We start from the raw sequence: 15,620 nt of genomic DNA, 5'->3' as shown, positions 1-15,620 counted from the left end.
GATGACGGCAGCGGTGAAAGACGAGCTGAGTCGCCTGACGGTGACCCAGGTGAGTTGCCGGAGAGCCGAGGTGTCGGCCCTGCTGCGTTTTGCCGGCGGCCTGCACATCGTGGCGGGCCGCGTCGTCGTGGAGGCCGAGGTCGACATGGGCAATGTCGCGCGGCGCCTACGACGCGAGATCCACGACCTGTTCGGCTACGGCTCCGACGTCCACGTCCTGCGAAGCGGCGGCCTGCGCAAGTCGGCCCGCTACATCGTGCGCATCACCAAGGACGGTGAGGGACTCGCCCGGCAGACCGGCTTGCTCGATCTGCGTGGCCGGCCGGTGCGCGGCCTCCCGGCCCAGGTGGTCGGCGGTAGCGTCGCCGACGCCGAAGCCGCTTGGCGCGGTGCGTTTCTCGCCCACGGTTCGTTGACCGAACCAGGACGCTCGTCGGCGCTCGAGGTCAGCTGCCCCGGACCCGAGGCCGCGTTGGCGCTCGTCGGCGCCGCCCGTCGCCTCGGTGTGACCGCGAAGGCGCGCGAGGTCCGCGGCGCCGACCGCGTCGTCATCCGCGACGGCGAGGCGATCGGCGCGCTGCTCACCCGGATGGGCGCCCACGACACCCGCCTGGTCTGGGAGGAACGCCGCATGCGCCGCGAGGTGCGCGCGACCGCGAACCGCCTCGCCAACTTCGACGACGCCAACCTCCGGCGCTCGGCCCGCGCGGCGGTCGCTGCGGCCGCCCGCGTCGAACGCGCCTGGAGATCCTCGGTGACGAGGTCCCCGACCATCTCATCGCGGCCGGACAGCTGCGCATCACCCATCGGCAGGCCTCTCTGGAGGAGCTCGGCCAGCTCGCCGACCCGCCGATGACCAAGGACGCCGTCGCCGGACGCATCCGCCGGCTGTTGTCGATGGCTGACAAGAAAGCTCGCCAGGACGGCATCCCGGACACCGAATCGGCGGTCACCTCAGAGCTGCTCGACGAGGCCTAGGGACCTGCGGTGTGCCGGACCGAACCCGGCCTACTAGGCTGAAGTCGGCGTGTGCGGACCGGGGGTCACCCCTGTGTGCCATCGGTGACCGCTCACGGCGCGGCCAGCAGGGCTTGACCCACAGGCCTGACCATGAATACCGCTAAGGAGCACAACTGTGACTGTTCGGGTAGGCGTCAACGGATTCGGCCGGATCGGCCGCAACTTCTTCCGTGCCGTCGAAGCGCAAAAGGCTTTGGGCACCACTGACATCGAGATCGTCGCGGTCAACGACCTCACCGACAACGCGACTCTCGCGCACCTGCTGAAGTTCGACTCGATCCTCGGCCGTCTGCCCGAAGACGTCAGCCTCGAAGGCGACGACACCATCGTGGTGGGCGACAAGAAGATCAAGGCGCTCGAGGTCAAGGAAGGCCCCGCAGCCATCCCGTGGGGCGACCTGGGCGTGGACGTCGTCGTCGAGTCGACCGGCATCTTCACCGCACGCGCCAAGGCCCAGGGCCACCTGGACGCCGGCGCCAAGAAGGTCATCATCTCGGCCCCCGCCTCGGATGAGGACATCACCATCGTCATGGGCGTCAACGACGACAAGTACGACGGCAGCCAGAACATCATCTCCAACGCCTCGTGCACCACGAACTGCCTCGGCCCGCTGGCCAAGGTCCTCAACGACGAGTTCGGCATCGTCAAGGGCCTCATGACCACGATCCACGCCTACACCCAGGATCAGAACCTGCAGGACGGCCCGCACAAGGACCTGCGCCGCGCACGTGGTGCCGCGATCAACATCGTGCCGACCTCGACCGGTGCCGCCAAGGCCATCGGCCTGGTCCTCCCGGAGCTGAAGGGCAAGCTCGACGGTTACGCCCTGCGCGTGCCGATCCCCACCGGCTCGGTCACCGACCTCACCGCGCAGCTGGCCAAGCAGGCCACCGCCGAGGAGATCAACGCCGCGCTCAAGGCTGCCGCCGAGGGTCCGCTCAAGGGCATCCTCAAGTACTACGACGCCCCGATCGTCTCCTCCGACATCGTCACCGACCCGCACAGCTCGCTGTTCGACGCCGGCCTGACCAAGGTCATCGACGATCAGGCCAAGGTCGTGTCCTGGTACGACAACGAGTGGGGCTACTCGAACCGCCTCGTCGACCTCATCGGACTCGTCAGCAAGTCTCTCTAGTCCACTCGTCGTACAACGAAAGAGGAGTCAACGCCTCATGGGTGTTCCCACTCTGAAGAACCTTCTGGAAGAGGGTGTTTCGGGTCGCGGAGTGCTGGTCCGTTCGGATTTCAACGTCCCGCTCGACGGGTCGACGATCACCGATCCGGGTCGCATCCTCGCCTCGCTGCCCACCCTCAACGCGCTGATCGACGCCGGCGCCAAGGTGATCATCACCGCCCACCTGGGTCGGCCGAAGGGCGAGCCGGATCCGAAGTTCTCGCTCGCGCCCGTCGCGGCGCGGCTCGGCGAAGAACTCGGTCGCAACGTGCAGCTCGCCGGTGACGTCGTCGGCACCGACGCGCTCGCCCGCGCCGAGGGTCTCACCGACGGTGACGTCCTGCTCCTGGAGAACATCCGCTTCGATCCGCGGGAGACCTCCAAGGACGACGCCGAGCGCGAGAGGCTGGCCAAGGCCCTCGTCGAACTCGTCGGCGAGGACGGCGCGTTCGTCTCGGACGGCTTCGGAGTGGTCCACCGCAAGCAGGCATCGGTCTACGACGTCGCCAAGCTGCTCCCGCACTACGCGGGAGAGCTGGTGGCGGCCGAGGTCGACGTCCTGTCGAAGCTCACCGAAGAGGTGACCCGTCCCTACGCGGTCGTCCTCGGTGGCTCGAAGGTCTCCGACAAGCTCGGGGTCATCGAGGCGTTGGCTCCCAAGGTCGACACGCTCGTCATCGGTGGCGGCATGGCCTTCACCTTCCTGGCCGCACAGGGCCATTCGGTGGGCACCTCGCTGCTGCAGGAAGACCAAATCGACGTCTGCAAGAGCCTGCTCGAGCGCTTCGGCGACGTCATCCACCTGCCGGTCGACGTCGTGGTGGCCGACAAGTTCGCCGCCGACGCGGAGGCGAAGACCGTCGCCGCCGACGCCATCCCGGACGGCTGGATGGGACTCGACATCGGACCGGAGTCGGTGAAGCGATTCACCGCGGTCCTCTCGGGCGCCCAGACGATCTTCTGGAACGGTCCGTCCGGCGTCTTCGAGTTCGAGAAGTTCTCGGCCGGCACCCGCGGTGTCGCCGAGGCCATCGCCGGTGCGACCGGCAACGGTGCGTTCACCGTGGTCGGTGGCGGCGACTCGGCTGCCGCGGTGCGGACCCTGGGTCTGCCCGACTCGGACTTCTCGCACATCTCCACCGGAGGTGGCGCATCGCTGGAGTACCTCGAAGGCAAGGAACTCCCCGGACTGAAGGTGCTGGAGAGCTGAGCCATGGCAACTCGTAAACCGCTCATCGCGGGCAACTGGAAGATGAACCTGAACCACCTCGAGGCCATCGCGCTGGTTCAGAAGATCGCCTTCGCCCTGCCGGCGAAGTACTTCGACAAGGTCGACGTGACGGTGATCCCGCCGTTCACCGACATCCGCAGCGTGCAGACCGTCGTCGACGGCGACAAGCTGCTGCTCACCTACGGTGCGCAGGATCTGTCGCAGCACGACTCGGGTGCCTACACCGGGGAGATCAGCGGCGCCTTCCTCGCGAAGCTCGGCTGTACCTTCGTCGTCGTCGGCCACTCGGAGCGACGCACCCTGCACGGTGAGACCGACGAGATCGTGCTGGCCAAGACCAAGGCCGCGCTCAAGCACGAACTCACCCCGATCGTCTGCATCGGCGAGGGTCTCGAGATCCGCGAGGCCGGCGAGCACGTCGCGTACAACGTGGCGCAGCTCAAGGGTTCGCTGGCGGGCCTGTCGGCCGCCGAGATCGCCAAGACCGTCATCGCCTACGAGCCGGTCTGGGCCATCGGCACCGGTCGCGTGGCCAGTGCCGCCGACGCCCAGGAGGTCTGCAAGGCCATCCGCGAGACCCTCGCGGAGATCGCCGACGCGGAGACCGCGGCCTCGGTCCGCATCCTCTACGGCGGTTCGGTGAACGCCAAGAACGTCGGCGACATCGTCGGCCAGACCGACGTCGACGGAGCTCTCGTCGGCGGCGCGTCGTTGAAGTCCGACGAGTTCGCGACGCTGTCGGCGATCGCCGCGGGTGGCCCCTTGCCCTGACGGGTCACACCCACGCGTACACTGTGGCAGGTTGGTGTCGATTTGCGTCGGCACCACCTGCCACAGCTGTTTCTCCAGGTGTTTACGGAAGGGCGTTTCGACTCGTGACTGTGCAAGGTGCACTCGACATCGGATTGATCGTGACCAGCGTTCTGCTGATCGTGCTCGTCCTGCTGCACCGCGGCAAGGGTGGCGGTCTGTCGTCCCTGTTCGGCGGCGGTGTCCAGTCCAGCCTGTCGGGTTCGAGCGTCGTCGAACGCAACCTCGACCGGTTGACCATCTTCGTCGGCCTCATCTGGGTGATCTTCATCGTCGGCGTGGGCGTCGACATCAAACTTTCCTGAGCTGGTTTCTGCTCTGGACCTCGGGCGACGCGTGATACGCGTCGCCCGTCGCTTTCCCCGGGATGCCGGACTCCCCTGATCTCGGGATACTTGACGGCATGAGTGAAACCGCCCCCGCCAAGGGAGCCCCGGCCTCGCGTCCGTCCATCTCGATCGTCGACCACATCGTCGTCGACGACGAGGGCCGTGCACTCACCGAACCATTACGCGAGGACATCCGTCTGCTCGGCGGCATCCTCGGCGAGGTCGTCGCCGAGCATTCCGGCACGGATGTCTTCGATCTCGTCGAGTCCGCCCGGGTCGCCGCTTTCGGCGTGCGCCGCAACGAGATCGACCGCAGCGAGCTCGCCGACATGTTCGTCGACCTCGACGTCGCCACCGCGGTACCCGTCATCCGCGCCTTCAGCCATTTCGCGCTGCTGGCCAATCTGGCCGAGGACATCCACCGCGAACGCCGCCGCGCCATCCACGTGCGAGCCGGTGACCCGCCGCAGAAGTCCAGCCTGGCCGCCACCTACCGCCAGCTCGCCGACGCCGGACTCGGCGACGAGGAGGTCGGCAAGGCACTCGCCGATGCCAACGTCGTCCCCGTCATCACCGCCCACCCGACCGAGACGCGGCGTCGCACGGTGTTCGAGGCGCAGAACCGAATCACCGAGCTCATGCGCTTCCGCGGTCGCACCGAACTGACCCCCGACGAGGACGCCGAGGTCACCGAGGCGATCCGGCGCCAGATCCTCACGCTGTGGCAGACCGCTCTCATCCGTCTCGAGCGGCTGACCATCCAGGACGAGATCCGTTCGGGCCTGCGCTACTACGACGCCTCGTTCTTCGAGGTGGTGCCGGCGATCAACACCTCGGTGCGAGCCGCGCTGCGGTCGGCGTACCCGGACGCGGGTCTCGCCGACGAGCCGATGATCCGCATGGGGTCCTGGATCGGCGGCGACCGGGACGGCAACCCGTTCGTCACCGCCGAGGTCGTCACCCTGGCCACCACGCTGGCCGCCGCGACCGCGGTCGGGCACCACCTCGCCGAACTCGAGAACCTCGCGCAGGAACTGAGTATGTCGGCGCGACTGATCACCGGCACCGAGCCGCTGCTGGCACTCGCCGGCGCCGATGCCGACGACCCCGGTGTCGACGAGCCGTTCCGGCTCGCGCTGCGGCACATCAGGTCCCGTCTGGCGGCGACGGCGAGGGGCATGTTCGACGACGACTTCCTCTCATCGAGCGACCTCTTCCTCGTCGACGGCAAGTCGCCGTATCACGACGCATCGGAACTCCTCGCCGACCTGGACGTCATCGACGCCGCGCTGCGGGTCAACAACGACGCCACCATCGCCGACGATCGCCTCTTGTCCCTCCGGGAGTCGGTGCGTACCTTCGGTTTCCATCTGTCCGGACTCGACCTGCGGCAGAACTCCGACATGCACGAGGAGGTCGTCGCCGAACTCCTGGCGTGGGCCGGCGTGCACGCCGACTACGCCTCGCTGGGGGAGGAGGAGCGCGTCGAGATCCTGTCCGCCGAGCTGCAACGCCGTCGTCCGCTGACCAGTCCCGACGCGGAACTGAGCGAACTGGCGACCAAGGAACTCGGGATCGTGCGGGCTGCTGCGAAGGCGGTCGCGACGTTCGGACCGGAAGCGGTGCCGAACTACATCATCAGCATGTGCACCTCGGTGAGTGACATGCTCGAGGCCCTGATCCTGCTGAAGGAGGCCGGTCTCTACGATCCTGGTGCGGCGGGGGAGAACTCGCCGCGCTCGACCGTCCGCGTCGTACCGCTGTTCGAGACGATCGAGGATCTGCAGCAGGGCGCCACAACGCTGCTCGCCGTTCTCGACGTGCCGTTCTACCGGGCGCTCGTGGAGTCCCAGCACGGCATGCAGGAGATCATGCTCGGCTACTCCGACTCCAACAAGGACGGCGGTTACATGGCCGCCAACTGGGCGCTGTACCGCGCCGAACTCGACCTCGTCGAGGCGGCGTCTCGGTCGGGAATCCGGTTGCGGCTCTTCCACGGTCGCGGTGGCACCGTCGGTCGCGGTGGAGGTCCCAGCTACGATGCGATCCTCGCCCAGCCGCCGGGTGCGGTCCGGGGATCGTTGCGGATCACCGAGCAGGGCGAGATCATCGCAGCCAAGTACGCCGAACCGGTGACCGCCCGCCGAAACCTGGAGACGCTGCTGGCCGCGACCATCGAGTCGTCGTTGCTCGACGTCGAAGGTCTCGGCGACGAATCGGAGTCGGCCTACGAGATCATGGACGACATCGCGGCCAGGGCACGTGCGGCGTACAGCCGTCTGGTGCACGAGACACCGGGATTCGTCGAGTACTTCACCACGTCGACGCCGCTGTCGGAGATCGGCGCCCTCAACATCGGCAGCCGCCCGGCGTCACGCAAGCAGACCGAGAAGATCTCGGATCTCCGAGCGATCCCGTGGGTGCTGTCGTGGACGCAGTCACGCGTGATGCTGCCGGGCTGGTACGGCACCGGGTCCGCGTTCGAGGAGTGGGTCGGCGACGATCCCACCCGCCTCGAGGCCCTGCAGCGCTACTACGAGAAGTGGCCGTTCTTCCGCACCGTCATGTCCAACATGGCGCAGGTGCTGGCCAAGTCCGACATGGGTCTTGCCGAGCGCTACGCACAGCTGGTTCCCGACGAGCAACTGCGCGACAAGGTGTTCGGCATGATCGTCGACGAGCACGAGCGTACGATCGCCATGTGCGCCGAGATCACCGGCACCGACGACCTGTTGCACGACAACGCAGCCCTGAAACGTTCGGTCTACAACCGTTTTCCGTACCTCGAGCCCCTCAACCTGCTGCAGGTGGAGCTGCTGCGCCGGTTCCGTGCGGGGGAGGACACCCCGCTGGTGCGCCGCGGTATCCAGCTCACCATGAACGGTCTGGCGACGGCGCTGCGGAACTCGGGTTAGCCCGGAGTGGCTGTGCTCAGCCGTAGTGGCAGACGTAGCTGACGGGGTCGGTGACCTCGATGTCGAACGAGGAGTTCCCGGGCACCGAGAACGAGTCGCCCGCGCCGTAGGAGGTCCAGTCCTCGCTGCCGGCGAGCCGCACCCGGCAGGCGCCGCTGTGGAGTTCCATGATCTCGGGTGCGCCGGTGCCGAAATTCAGTGTCGCGGGCAGGATCACACCGGCCGATTTACGGGTGCCGTCGGCGAGGTGGAACGTGTGGCTCACGCACTTGCCGTCGAAGTAGACGTTGGCGCGAGGGTCGAGGGTCACGTTCGCGTAGGTCGAGGTATCGGTCACGAGCATCGAGCCTAGCGTGAGCCCGGAATCACTTGAGCCGGGAGGCCGCGTCCTCGTCGAGGAACCAGATGGTCTCTTCGGTGCCGTGGGCACCGGCGCAAGGCCAGTCCGCCGGGTCGGCACCGTTGTGGGCAGCGACGACGGCCTCGGCCTTGTCGGCGCCGGCGACGAGGAACCAGACGTTGCGCGACCGGTTGACCACGGGCAGTGTCAAGGTGATCCGACGCGGCGGCGGCTTGGGCGAATCCTCCACGGCGACAACCGACTTCTCGGTCTCCGCGGTGGCCGCGGTGTGCGGGAAGAGTGAGTTGATGTGGCCTTCGCCGCCCATTCCCAGAAGGTGAAGATCGAACTCCGGGGCAATGCCGTCAGAGGAGCGGCCGGCCAGGATCGCCGCGTAATCGGCTGCGGCGGCGTCGATGTCGTCGCCGAACGGGCCGTCGGACGGGGCCATCGGGAAGACCCGCGACGGGTCGACCGGCACCTTGTCGAGCAGGGCTTCGCGGGCCTGTCCGGAGTTGCGTTCCGGGTCGTCGGCCGGTACGAATCGGTCGTCGCCCCAGTACAGGTCGACTCGCGACCAGTCGATCGTGCCGCTGTCGGCGGCCAGGGCCGACAGAATGCCGATCCCGTTGCTGCCGCCGGTCAGGACGATGCTCGCGACGTCGCGTTCGGCCTGTGCGCGGGTCACCAGGTCGATGAAGCGAGCGGCCGCGGTCACGACCAGTTCCTGCTTGGACTCGAAGACCAGCGTCTCGTTGGCCACGTCTTTCACTCTTTTCCGTCGGATGCAGCTGAATCGCTCTGCTGTGCGGCGTGTTCGACAGCGGCTCGCATGTCGGCTCGGAGGAGTGCCTCCTGCTCCGGTGAGATCCGCTCCACGTCGGCGACACCGGCCAACGCCGAGGCGTACACCTCGTCGACGTCGAGACGGCGCAACTCCTCGGCGATGCACACCGGCAGCGAGCGCGGCGTCATCGCGATCTTCCCGTCCGGCTTGCCGGGTGCGGTCAGGACGGCGTTGTTGCTCTCGTCGACGGCCAGCACGGTGTCGCCGTCGGTCCGGACGAGTCGAACCTCGAAGCTGCCGGTGAACCTGCGCGTGGGGACGCCCAGCGCGGACCGCAGCCAGCCGGCGAGCAGGTCGATGGCCGGACTGCGATCGGGTCCGGTCACATCGATCTCGAGGACCGGGGTGAACGGAGGACGATCGAGGGCCGAAGCGAGGATCGCCCGCCACGGGGTGAGCTGGGTCCAGGCGATGTCGGTGTCACCGGGCGAGTACCCGGCGAGACGACGTTTGAGGACGGTGTTCAGGCCGGGGTCGCGATTGGCGTCCATGATCCGGCGGCGGCCCAGCGTGCCGAGCGGATCGGATGCCGGCCGCGCGGGACCGATACTCGGCCACCAGGTGACCACCGGGGTGTCCGGCAGCAGGAAGGGGATCACCACTGCGTGTGCGTGGTCGGCCATGTCGCCGGCCAGAGACAGCACGATGACCTCCGACGCGCCGGCGTCGCCGCCGACGCGGATCTCGGCGTCCATCCGCGAACGCGCATGGCGCACACCGCGGGAGACGACGATCACGCGGCTGGGATGCTCGCGGCTCGCGGCGATCGCGGCCTCGATGGCGCCTTCGGTGGGTTCGTCGTGTTCGGCACAGACGACCAGCGTGAGCACGCGACCGCTGTTGACCGAACCCTCGGTCTCGTGGAGCGTGACCAGTCGCTTGGCGACTTCCCGGCTCGACGTGTCGGGCAGGTTGACGATCATGGACGCCTCCACTGTCGGCCATGGCGTGCGAGCATCTCGTCTGCGGACGCCGGACCCCAGGTTCCTGCCTCGTACGCTTCCGGCCGGCCGTTCTGGGCCCAGTGGTCGAGCACCGGATCGAGGATCTTCCAGGACAATTCGACTTCCTCGTTGACGGGGAAGAGTGACGGTTCCCCGAGCAGCACGTCGAGGATCAACCGTTCGTAGGCCTCCGGGGACGCCTCGGTGAACGCGGTGCCGTAACTGAAGTCCATGTTCACGTCGCGGACTTCCATGCTCGATGCGGGCACCTTGGAGCCGAACCGGAGCGTCATCCCCTCGTCGGGCTGAACGCGGATCACCAGCACGTTCTGGCTGAGTTCCTCGGTCATCGTCTGATCGAAGGGCAGATGCGGCGCCCGTTTGAAGACCAGCGCGATCTCGGTGACGCGCCGGCCGAGGCGCTTGCCGGTACGCAGGTAGAAGGGGACACCCGCCCAGCGGCGGGAGTCGACCTCCAGGGCGATCGCGGCGAAGGTCTCGGTCGTGGAGTCCTTGGCGAAGCCGGACTCCTCTTTGAGGCCGCGAACCTTCTCGCTGCCCTGCCAGCCGGCGGTGTACTGACCCCGAGCCGTGTTCTCCGACAGCGGCTCGATGTTGCGGGTGGCGGCGAGAACCTTGGCCTTCTCGGCCTGTAACTGCTTGGGCTCGAAAGAGATCGGCTCTTCCATCGCCACCAGCGCCATCAGCTGCAGCAGATGGTTCTGGATGACGTCGCGCGCCGCCCCGATGCCGTCGTAGTAGCCGGCCCGGCCACCGAGACCGATGTCCTCGGCCATGGTGATCTGGACATGGTCGACGTAGTGCGAACTCCACAGCGGATCGAACAGCTGATTGGCGAAGCGCAGCGCCAGGATGTTCTGTACCGTCTCCTTGCCGAGGTAGTGGTCGATGCGGAACACCGACGACTCCGGGAAGACGTTGTTGACGATGGCGTTGAGTTCACGGGCCGAGCCGAGGTCGTGACCGAAGGGCTTCTCGATGACCACCCGGCGCCAGCTGTCGCCGGTCTGTGCTGCGAGCCCGCTGCGCTCGAGCTGTTCACACACCGTCGGGAACGCCCCGGGCGGGATCGACAGGTAGAAGGCGTGATTGCCGTCCGTACCGCGTTCGTTGTCGAGCGACTTGAGGGTGTCGCGCAACTTGTCGAAGGCGGCGTCGTCGTCGAAATTGCCCTGCACGAAGCGGAAGCCCTCGGCGAGGCGCTCCCACACCTCCTCACGGAAGCCCGTGCGGGCGTGTTCCCGCACGGCGTCGTGCACGACCGCCCCGAAATCCTCGTCGGTCCAGTCCCGCCGGGCGAACCCGACGAGAGCGAACGACGGGGGGAGGAGGCCGCGGTTGGCGAGGTCGTAGACCGCAGGCATCAACTTCTTGCGTGCCAGGTCTCCGGTTACGCCGAAGATGACCAGACTGCACGGTCCCGCGATACGCGGGAGCCGCTTGTCCCGTGGGTCACGGAGCGGATTGGTCCAGGAGTCGGGTCCTACAGCACCGGGTCCCACTGAATCCCCGCCGACGGCCACTGTGGGATCAGCCCTTGATCGCCGCGGACAACTGCTCGGCGGTCGCGTTGAGCAGATCGTTCCACGCGTCCTCGAACTTGCTCACGCCCTCGTCCTCGAGGACCTTGAAGACATCGACCGTGTCGACGCCGAGCGCCGCGATCTTGTCGAAGACCTCCTGCGACTCCTGCGCGAGACCGATGATCGAGCCGGTGTTCACCCAACCGTGGTCGGCGAAGGCGTCCATCGTCTTGCCCGGCATGGTGTTGACCGTGTTGGGTGCGACGAGCTCGCTGACGTACAGGGTGTCGGGGTAGTCCGGGTTCTTCACGCCGGTCGACGCCCAGAGCGCGCGCTGCGGACGGGCGCCGTGGGCGAGCAGATCGGGGAAGCGCGACTCGACCTCGAACACCTGCTGGTAGGCCGAGTAGGCCAGGCGGGCGTTGGCCAGTGCCGCCTTGCCCTTGAGCTCCATCGCCTCCGGGGTGCCGATGGCGTCGAGACGCTTGTCGATCTCGGTGTCGACGCGCGAGACGAAGAACGACGCCACCGAGTGGATGTTCGACAGGTCGTGGCCGGCTTCCGCGGCGGCGTCGAGGCCGTCGAGGTAGGCGTCCATGACGTCCTTGTAGCGCTCCACCGAGAAGATCAGCGTCACGTTGACGCTGATGCCCTCGGCGATGACCTTGGTGATCGCCGGGAGCCCGGCCGTGGTGGCCGGGATCTTGATCAGCAGGTTCGGGCGGTCGACGATCTTCCACAGCTCGATCGCCTGGGCGACCGTGCCGTCGGTGTCGTGGGCCAGGCGCGGGTCGACCTCGATCGACACCCGGCCGTCGACGCCGTCGGACTCCTCGTACACCGGTGCGAGCACGTCGCAGGCGTTGCGGACGTCGTCGGTGGTCACCGTGCGGATGGTGCCGTCGACATCGGCGCCACGCGCGGCCAGTTCGGTGACCTGCGCGTTGTAGGCGGTGCCCTTCGACAGCGCCGCTTGGAAGATCGACGGGTTGGTGGTCACACCGACCACCGACTTGGTCGAGATCAGTTCGGCGAGTTCGCCGGAGCCGATCAGGTCACGGGACAGGTCGTCCAGCCACACCGAGACTCCGGCGGCGGACAGTTCGGCGAGCTTCTCGTTCTGGGTCACGATCTCTCTCCTTGGGTTGGTCAGCCGGCGACGACGCGCTCGGCGGCCGACGTGACGGCCTCTGCGGTGATCCCGAACTTGGTGAAGAGCACCTTGTAGTCGGCCGAGGCACCGAAGTGCTCGATGCTGACGATCTCGCCACCGGCGCCGACGATGCGGTACCACGGCATCGCGATGCCGGCCTCGACGGCGACACGCGGAACCGACGGCGGGAGCACGTGGTCCTGGTACCCCTTGGGCTGCTCGTCGAACCACTCGACACAGGGCATGGACACGACGCGGGCCTTGATTCCCTTGTCGGCCAGCGCCTTCTGTGCTTCGACGGCCAGGTACACCTCGGAGCCCGTGCCGATCAGCACGACCTGCGGATCGCCCTCGGAATCGCTGAGGATGTAGCCGCCGTTGGCGACGCCCTGCGCCGAGGTGCCCTCGAGGATCGGGAGGTTCTGCCGGGTGAGCGCCAGGCCGACCGGGTGGTTGCGCCGGGTCAGCAGGTGCGCCCACGCGTAGGCGGTCTCGTTCGCGTCGGCGGGACGCACGACGTCGAGATTAGGGATCGCCCGCAGCGCCGCCAGGTGCTCGATCGGCTGGTGGGTCGGGCCGTCCTCGCCGAGACCGATCGAGTCATGGGTCCAGACGTAGATCGGGTCGATCTCCATCAGCGCCGCCAGACGGACGGCCGGACGCATGTAGTCGGCGAACTGCAGGAAGGTGCCGCCGTAGGCGCGGGTCGGTCCGTGCAGGGCGATGCCCGACAGGATCGAACCCATCGCGTGCTCGCGGACACCGAAGTGCAGGGTGCGGCCGTACGGGTTGGCCGACCACTTCTTGGTGCTGATCGACGTCGGGCCGAACGAGGGCTCGCCGTCCATCGTGGTGTTGTTCGAGCCGGCGAGGTCGGCAGAACCGCCCCACAGCTCGGGCAGCACGGGCGCGAGGGCGCCGAGCACCTTGCCCGAGGCGCTGCGCGTCGCCACGTCCTTGTCGCCGACGTTCCAGCTCGGCAGGTTCTCGGTCCAGCCCTCGGGGAGCTCGTGGGCGGTCAGGCGATCGAACAGCGCCTTCTGCTCGGGGTTCTTCTCAGCCCATGCGTCGAAGGACGCCGTCCAGGCCTTGCGCTGCTCGGCGCCGCGCTCGACGAGCTTGCGGGTGTGCGCGATGACCTCGTCGGTGACCTCGAAGTTCTTCTCCGGGTCGAAGCCGAGAATCTTCTTGGTCGCGGCGATCTCCTCGTCACCGAGCGCCGCGCCGTGGGCCGCGCCGGTGTTCATGAGGTTGGGTGCCGGGAAGCCGATGATGGTGCGGAGGCAGATGATCGACGGACGGTCGACGACCTCCTGGGCGGCCTTGATCGCGGCCTCGATGGCCACGACGTCCTCGCCGCCTTCGACGGTCTGCACGTGCCAGCCGTAGGCCTCGTAGCGCTTGGCGACGTCCTCGGACAGGGCGATGTCGGTGTCGTCCTCGATCGAGATCTGGTTCTGGTCGTAGAACACGATCAGGTTGCCGAGCTGCTGGGTGCCGGCGAGCGAGCTGGCCTCAGAGGTCACGCCCTCCTCGATGTCACCGTCGGAGGCGACCACGTAGATGTAGTGGTCGAACGGGCTCTCGCCGACGCCGGCATCCGGGTCGAACAGGCCGCGCTCGCGGCGGGCGGCCATCGCCATGCCGACCGATGAGGCGAGACCCTGGCCCAGCGGGCCGGTGGTGATCTCCACACCGCGGGTGTGGCGGAACTCCGGGTGACCGGGGGTCAGCGAATCCCAGGTCCGCAGCGCCTCGATGTCGGAGAGCTCGAGGCCGAAGCCACCCAGGTAGAGCTGGATGTAGAGGGTCAGGCTCGAATGCCCGCAGGACAGCACGAAGCGGTCGCGGCCGGCCCAGTCGGTGTCGGTGGGGTCGTGACGCATCACGCGCTGGAACAGCGTGTAGGCCAACGGTGCGAGGCTCATGGCCGTACCCGGATGACCACTGCCACACTTCTGCACCGCGTCGGCGGCCAGCAGGCGGGCCGTGTCGACGGCACGCGTGTCGAGGTCGGTCCAGTCGTCCGGATGGCGGGGGGTGGTCAGTGCGCGGATCTCGTCTGTGTCGGCCACGATGGTGATTGTCTCCTGTGCCTGCTCGGGTTTTCGGCGCGTTCGGGTCCAGAGTAATCGGCCAGGAGCACGGCCTGCGCGCCGACCGAAAGTTACCGGTCGGTTCGTCGATCGGTGCCGGTCACGGGTCCGGCCACGAGGCGATTACGGTTCGCGAAGGCAAACGTCTACCATGCTCTGTAGTAGCCCGCGGCGATCTGTGCGGGCAGACGAGGAGTGTTCGTGAGGATAGGGGAGCGTGTGAGCGGAGACCGTCCCGCCGCATCCCACTCGACCGACACCGCATCACAGCAGGTTTCGACCGAGCCGGTCATGCCGGCGGATCTGACGTGGGCCGGACGTGTGCGCGCGACGGTGCTTGCGTATGTCGCGCTGACCAAGCCGCGGGTCATCGAGCTGCTGCTGGTCGCGACGATCCCGGTGATGCTGCAGGCCGATCGCGGTCACGTCGACATCGCTGTCATCGCCTTCACCCTGATCGGTGGATGGCTCGGTGCCGGCAGCGCGAACACCCTCAACATGGTGGTCGACGCCGACATCGACAAGAAGATGAAGCGCACCGAACGGCGGCCCCTGGCCCGTCGGGCGGTCGCCACGCGCAGTGCGCTGATCTTCGGCCTGGTGCTCTGGGCCGCGTCGTTCGCGGTGCTGTACTTCGCCGCGAACCTGCTGTCGTCTCTGCTCGTCTCGGCGACGATCATCTTCTACGTCGGCGTCTACACGATGATCCTCAAGCGCCGCACCTGGCAGAACGTGGTGTGGGGCGGCGCCGCCGGTTGCATGCCGACGCTGGTCGGCTGGGCGGCCGTCACCGGCTCGATCAGCTGGCAGCCGATCGTGCTGTTCCTGGTCATCTTCTTCTGGACTCCGCCGCACACCTGGGCGCTCGCGATGCGCTACAAGGAGGACTACAAGGCGGCCGGCGTGCCGATGCTCCCGGTCATCGCGACCGAGGAACGCGTCACGCGTCAGATGCTGATCTACACCTGGCTGACCGTCATCAGCTCCCTCGCACTGATCCCGGCCACCAGCTGGATCTACACGGTGATCGCCCTCCTCGCCGGCGCCTGGTTCCTCGAGCGGGTCACCAAGCTCTACCGCGACACCAAGCGCGGCGCCGAGGTGAAGCCCCTCAAGGTGTTCCTGCAGTCCAACGAGTACCTGGCGATCGTCTTCTGCGGCCTCGCGATCGACGCGGTCGTCGGCATGCAGACGATCTCCTCGTACTTCTGATCCGG

At 67.5% G+C, this 15,620-nt stretch carries 12 protein-coding genes and 1 pseudogene; 7 read left to right on the top strand and 6 right to left on the bottom strand.

Annotated features, from left to right (window positions below):
• The first annotated feature begins 1 nt into the window (after position 1).
• The 6 genes and pseudogenes from whiA (at position 2) to ppc (ending at position 7,479) form a co-directional block, all read left to right on the top strand.
• Positions 2–978 (top strand): annotated as a pseudogene (gene whiA, locus BJF87_RS12680) (DNA-binding protein WhiA).
• Between the two features lie 157 nt (positions 979–1,135).
• Positions 1,136–2,155 (top strand): type I glyceraldehyde-3-phosphate dehydrogenase, encoded by a 1,020-nt coding sequence (gap, locus tag BJF87_RS12675; protein WP_006357228.1) that lies wholly within the window; start codon positions 1,136–1,138, stop codon positions 2,153–2,155.
• A 37-nt stretch (positions 2,156–2,192) separates the two neighbouring features.
• Positions 2,193–3,404: a phosphoglycerate kinase gene (locus BJF87_RS26410; protein WP_035751518.1), complete on the top strand. Its 1,212-nt coding sequence runs from the start codon at positions 2,193–2,195 to the stop codon at positions 3,402–3,404.
• Positions 3,405–3,407: 3 nt separating this feature from the next.
• The gene (gene tpiA, locus BJF87_RS26405) at positions 3,408–4,196 is read left to right on the top strand and encodes a triose-phosphate isomerase (RefSeq protein WP_005194872.1); all 789 of its coding nucleotides are present in this window, start codon (positions 3,408–3,410) and stop codon (positions 4,194–4,196) included.
• A 110-nt stretch (positions 4,197–4,306) separates the two neighbouring features.
• On the top strand, positions 4,307–4,540 hold the full coding sequence (gene secG, locus BJF87_RS12660; RefSeq protein ID WP_006357231.1) for a preprotein translocase subunit SecG: 234 nt from the start codon (positions 4,307–4,309) through the stop codon (positions 4,538–4,540).
• A 98-nt stretch (positions 4,541–4,638) separates the two neighbouring features.
• Positions 4,639–7,479, top strand: coding sequence for a phosphoenolpyruvate carboxylase (gene ppc, locus BJF87_RS12655; protein ID WP_035751519.1), 2,841 nt, complete (start codon positions 4,639–4,641; stop codon positions 7,477–7,479).
• 16 nt (positions 7,480–7,495) lie between these two features.
• Here ppc and BJF87_RS12650 read toward each other — a convergent pair whose 3' ends face one another.
• The 6 genes from BJF87_RS12650 to tkt are packed head-to-tail and all read right to left on the bottom strand — an operon-like array spanning position 7,496 to position 14,382.
• Positions 7,496–7,822, bottom strand: coding sequence for a pyrimidine/purine nucleoside phosphorylase (locus tag BJF87_RS12650; RefSeq protein WP_006357233.1), 327 nt, complete (start codon positions 7,820–7,822; stop codon positions 7,496–7,498).
• Positions 7,823–7,844: 22 nt separating this feature from the next.
• A complete protein-coding gene (pgl, locus tag BJF87_RS12645) occupies positions 7,845–8,582 on the bottom strand; it encodes a 6-phosphogluconolactonase (RefSeq protein WP_035751698.1) in 738 nt (245 codons plus the stop codon).
• Between the two features lie 5 nt (positions 8,583–8,587).
• Positions 8,588–9,589, bottom strand: coding sequence for a glucose-6-phosphate dehydrogenase assembly protein OpcA (locus tag BJF87_RS12640; protein ID WP_006357235.1), 1,002 nt, complete (start codon positions 9,587–9,589; stop codon positions 8,588–8,590).
• Entirely contained in the window at positions 9,586–11,154 is a 1,569-nt protein-coding gene (gene zwf, locus BJF87_RS12635) for a glucose-6-phosphate dehydrogenase (RefSeq protein ID WP_006357236.1), read from the bottom strand. Before zwf ends, BJF87_RS12640 begins: the two co-directional genes overlap by 4 nt.
• A 7-nt stretch (positions 11,155–11,161) precedes the next feature.
• On the bottom strand, positions 11,162–12,283 hold the full coding sequence (tal, locus tag BJF87_RS12630; RefSeq protein ID WP_006357237.1) for a transaldolase: 1,122 nt from the start codon (positions 12,281–12,283) through the stop codon (positions 11,162–11,164).
• Positions 12,284–12,303: 20 nt separating this feature from the next.
• The gene (tkt, locus tag BJF87_RS12625; protein ID WP_006357238.1) at positions 12,304–14,382 is read right to left on the bottom strand and encodes a transketolase; all 2,079 of its coding nucleotides are present in this window, start codon (positions 14,380–14,382) and stop codon (positions 12,304–12,306) included.
• Positions 14,383–14,622: 240 nt separating this feature from the next.
• Between tkt and BJF87_RS12620 the strand changes: the two genes are divergently transcribed.
• Positions 14,623–15,615 carry a heme o synthase gene (locus BJF87_RS12620; protein ID WP_006357239.1) on the top strand — a complete coding sequence of 331 codons (993 nt, stop codon included), beginning with the start codon at positions 14,623–14,625 and terminating at the stop codon, positions 15,613–15,615.
• Positions 15,616–15,620 lie beyond the last annotated feature (5 nt).

Source organism: Gordonia sp. CNJ-863 (genome assembly GCF_001942325.1).
GTDB lineage: Bacteria > Actinomycetota > Actinomycetes > Mycobacteriales > Mycobacteriaceae > Gordonia > Gordonia alkanivorans.
This window is presented reverse-complemented; position numbering and strand designations above follow the sequence as displayed.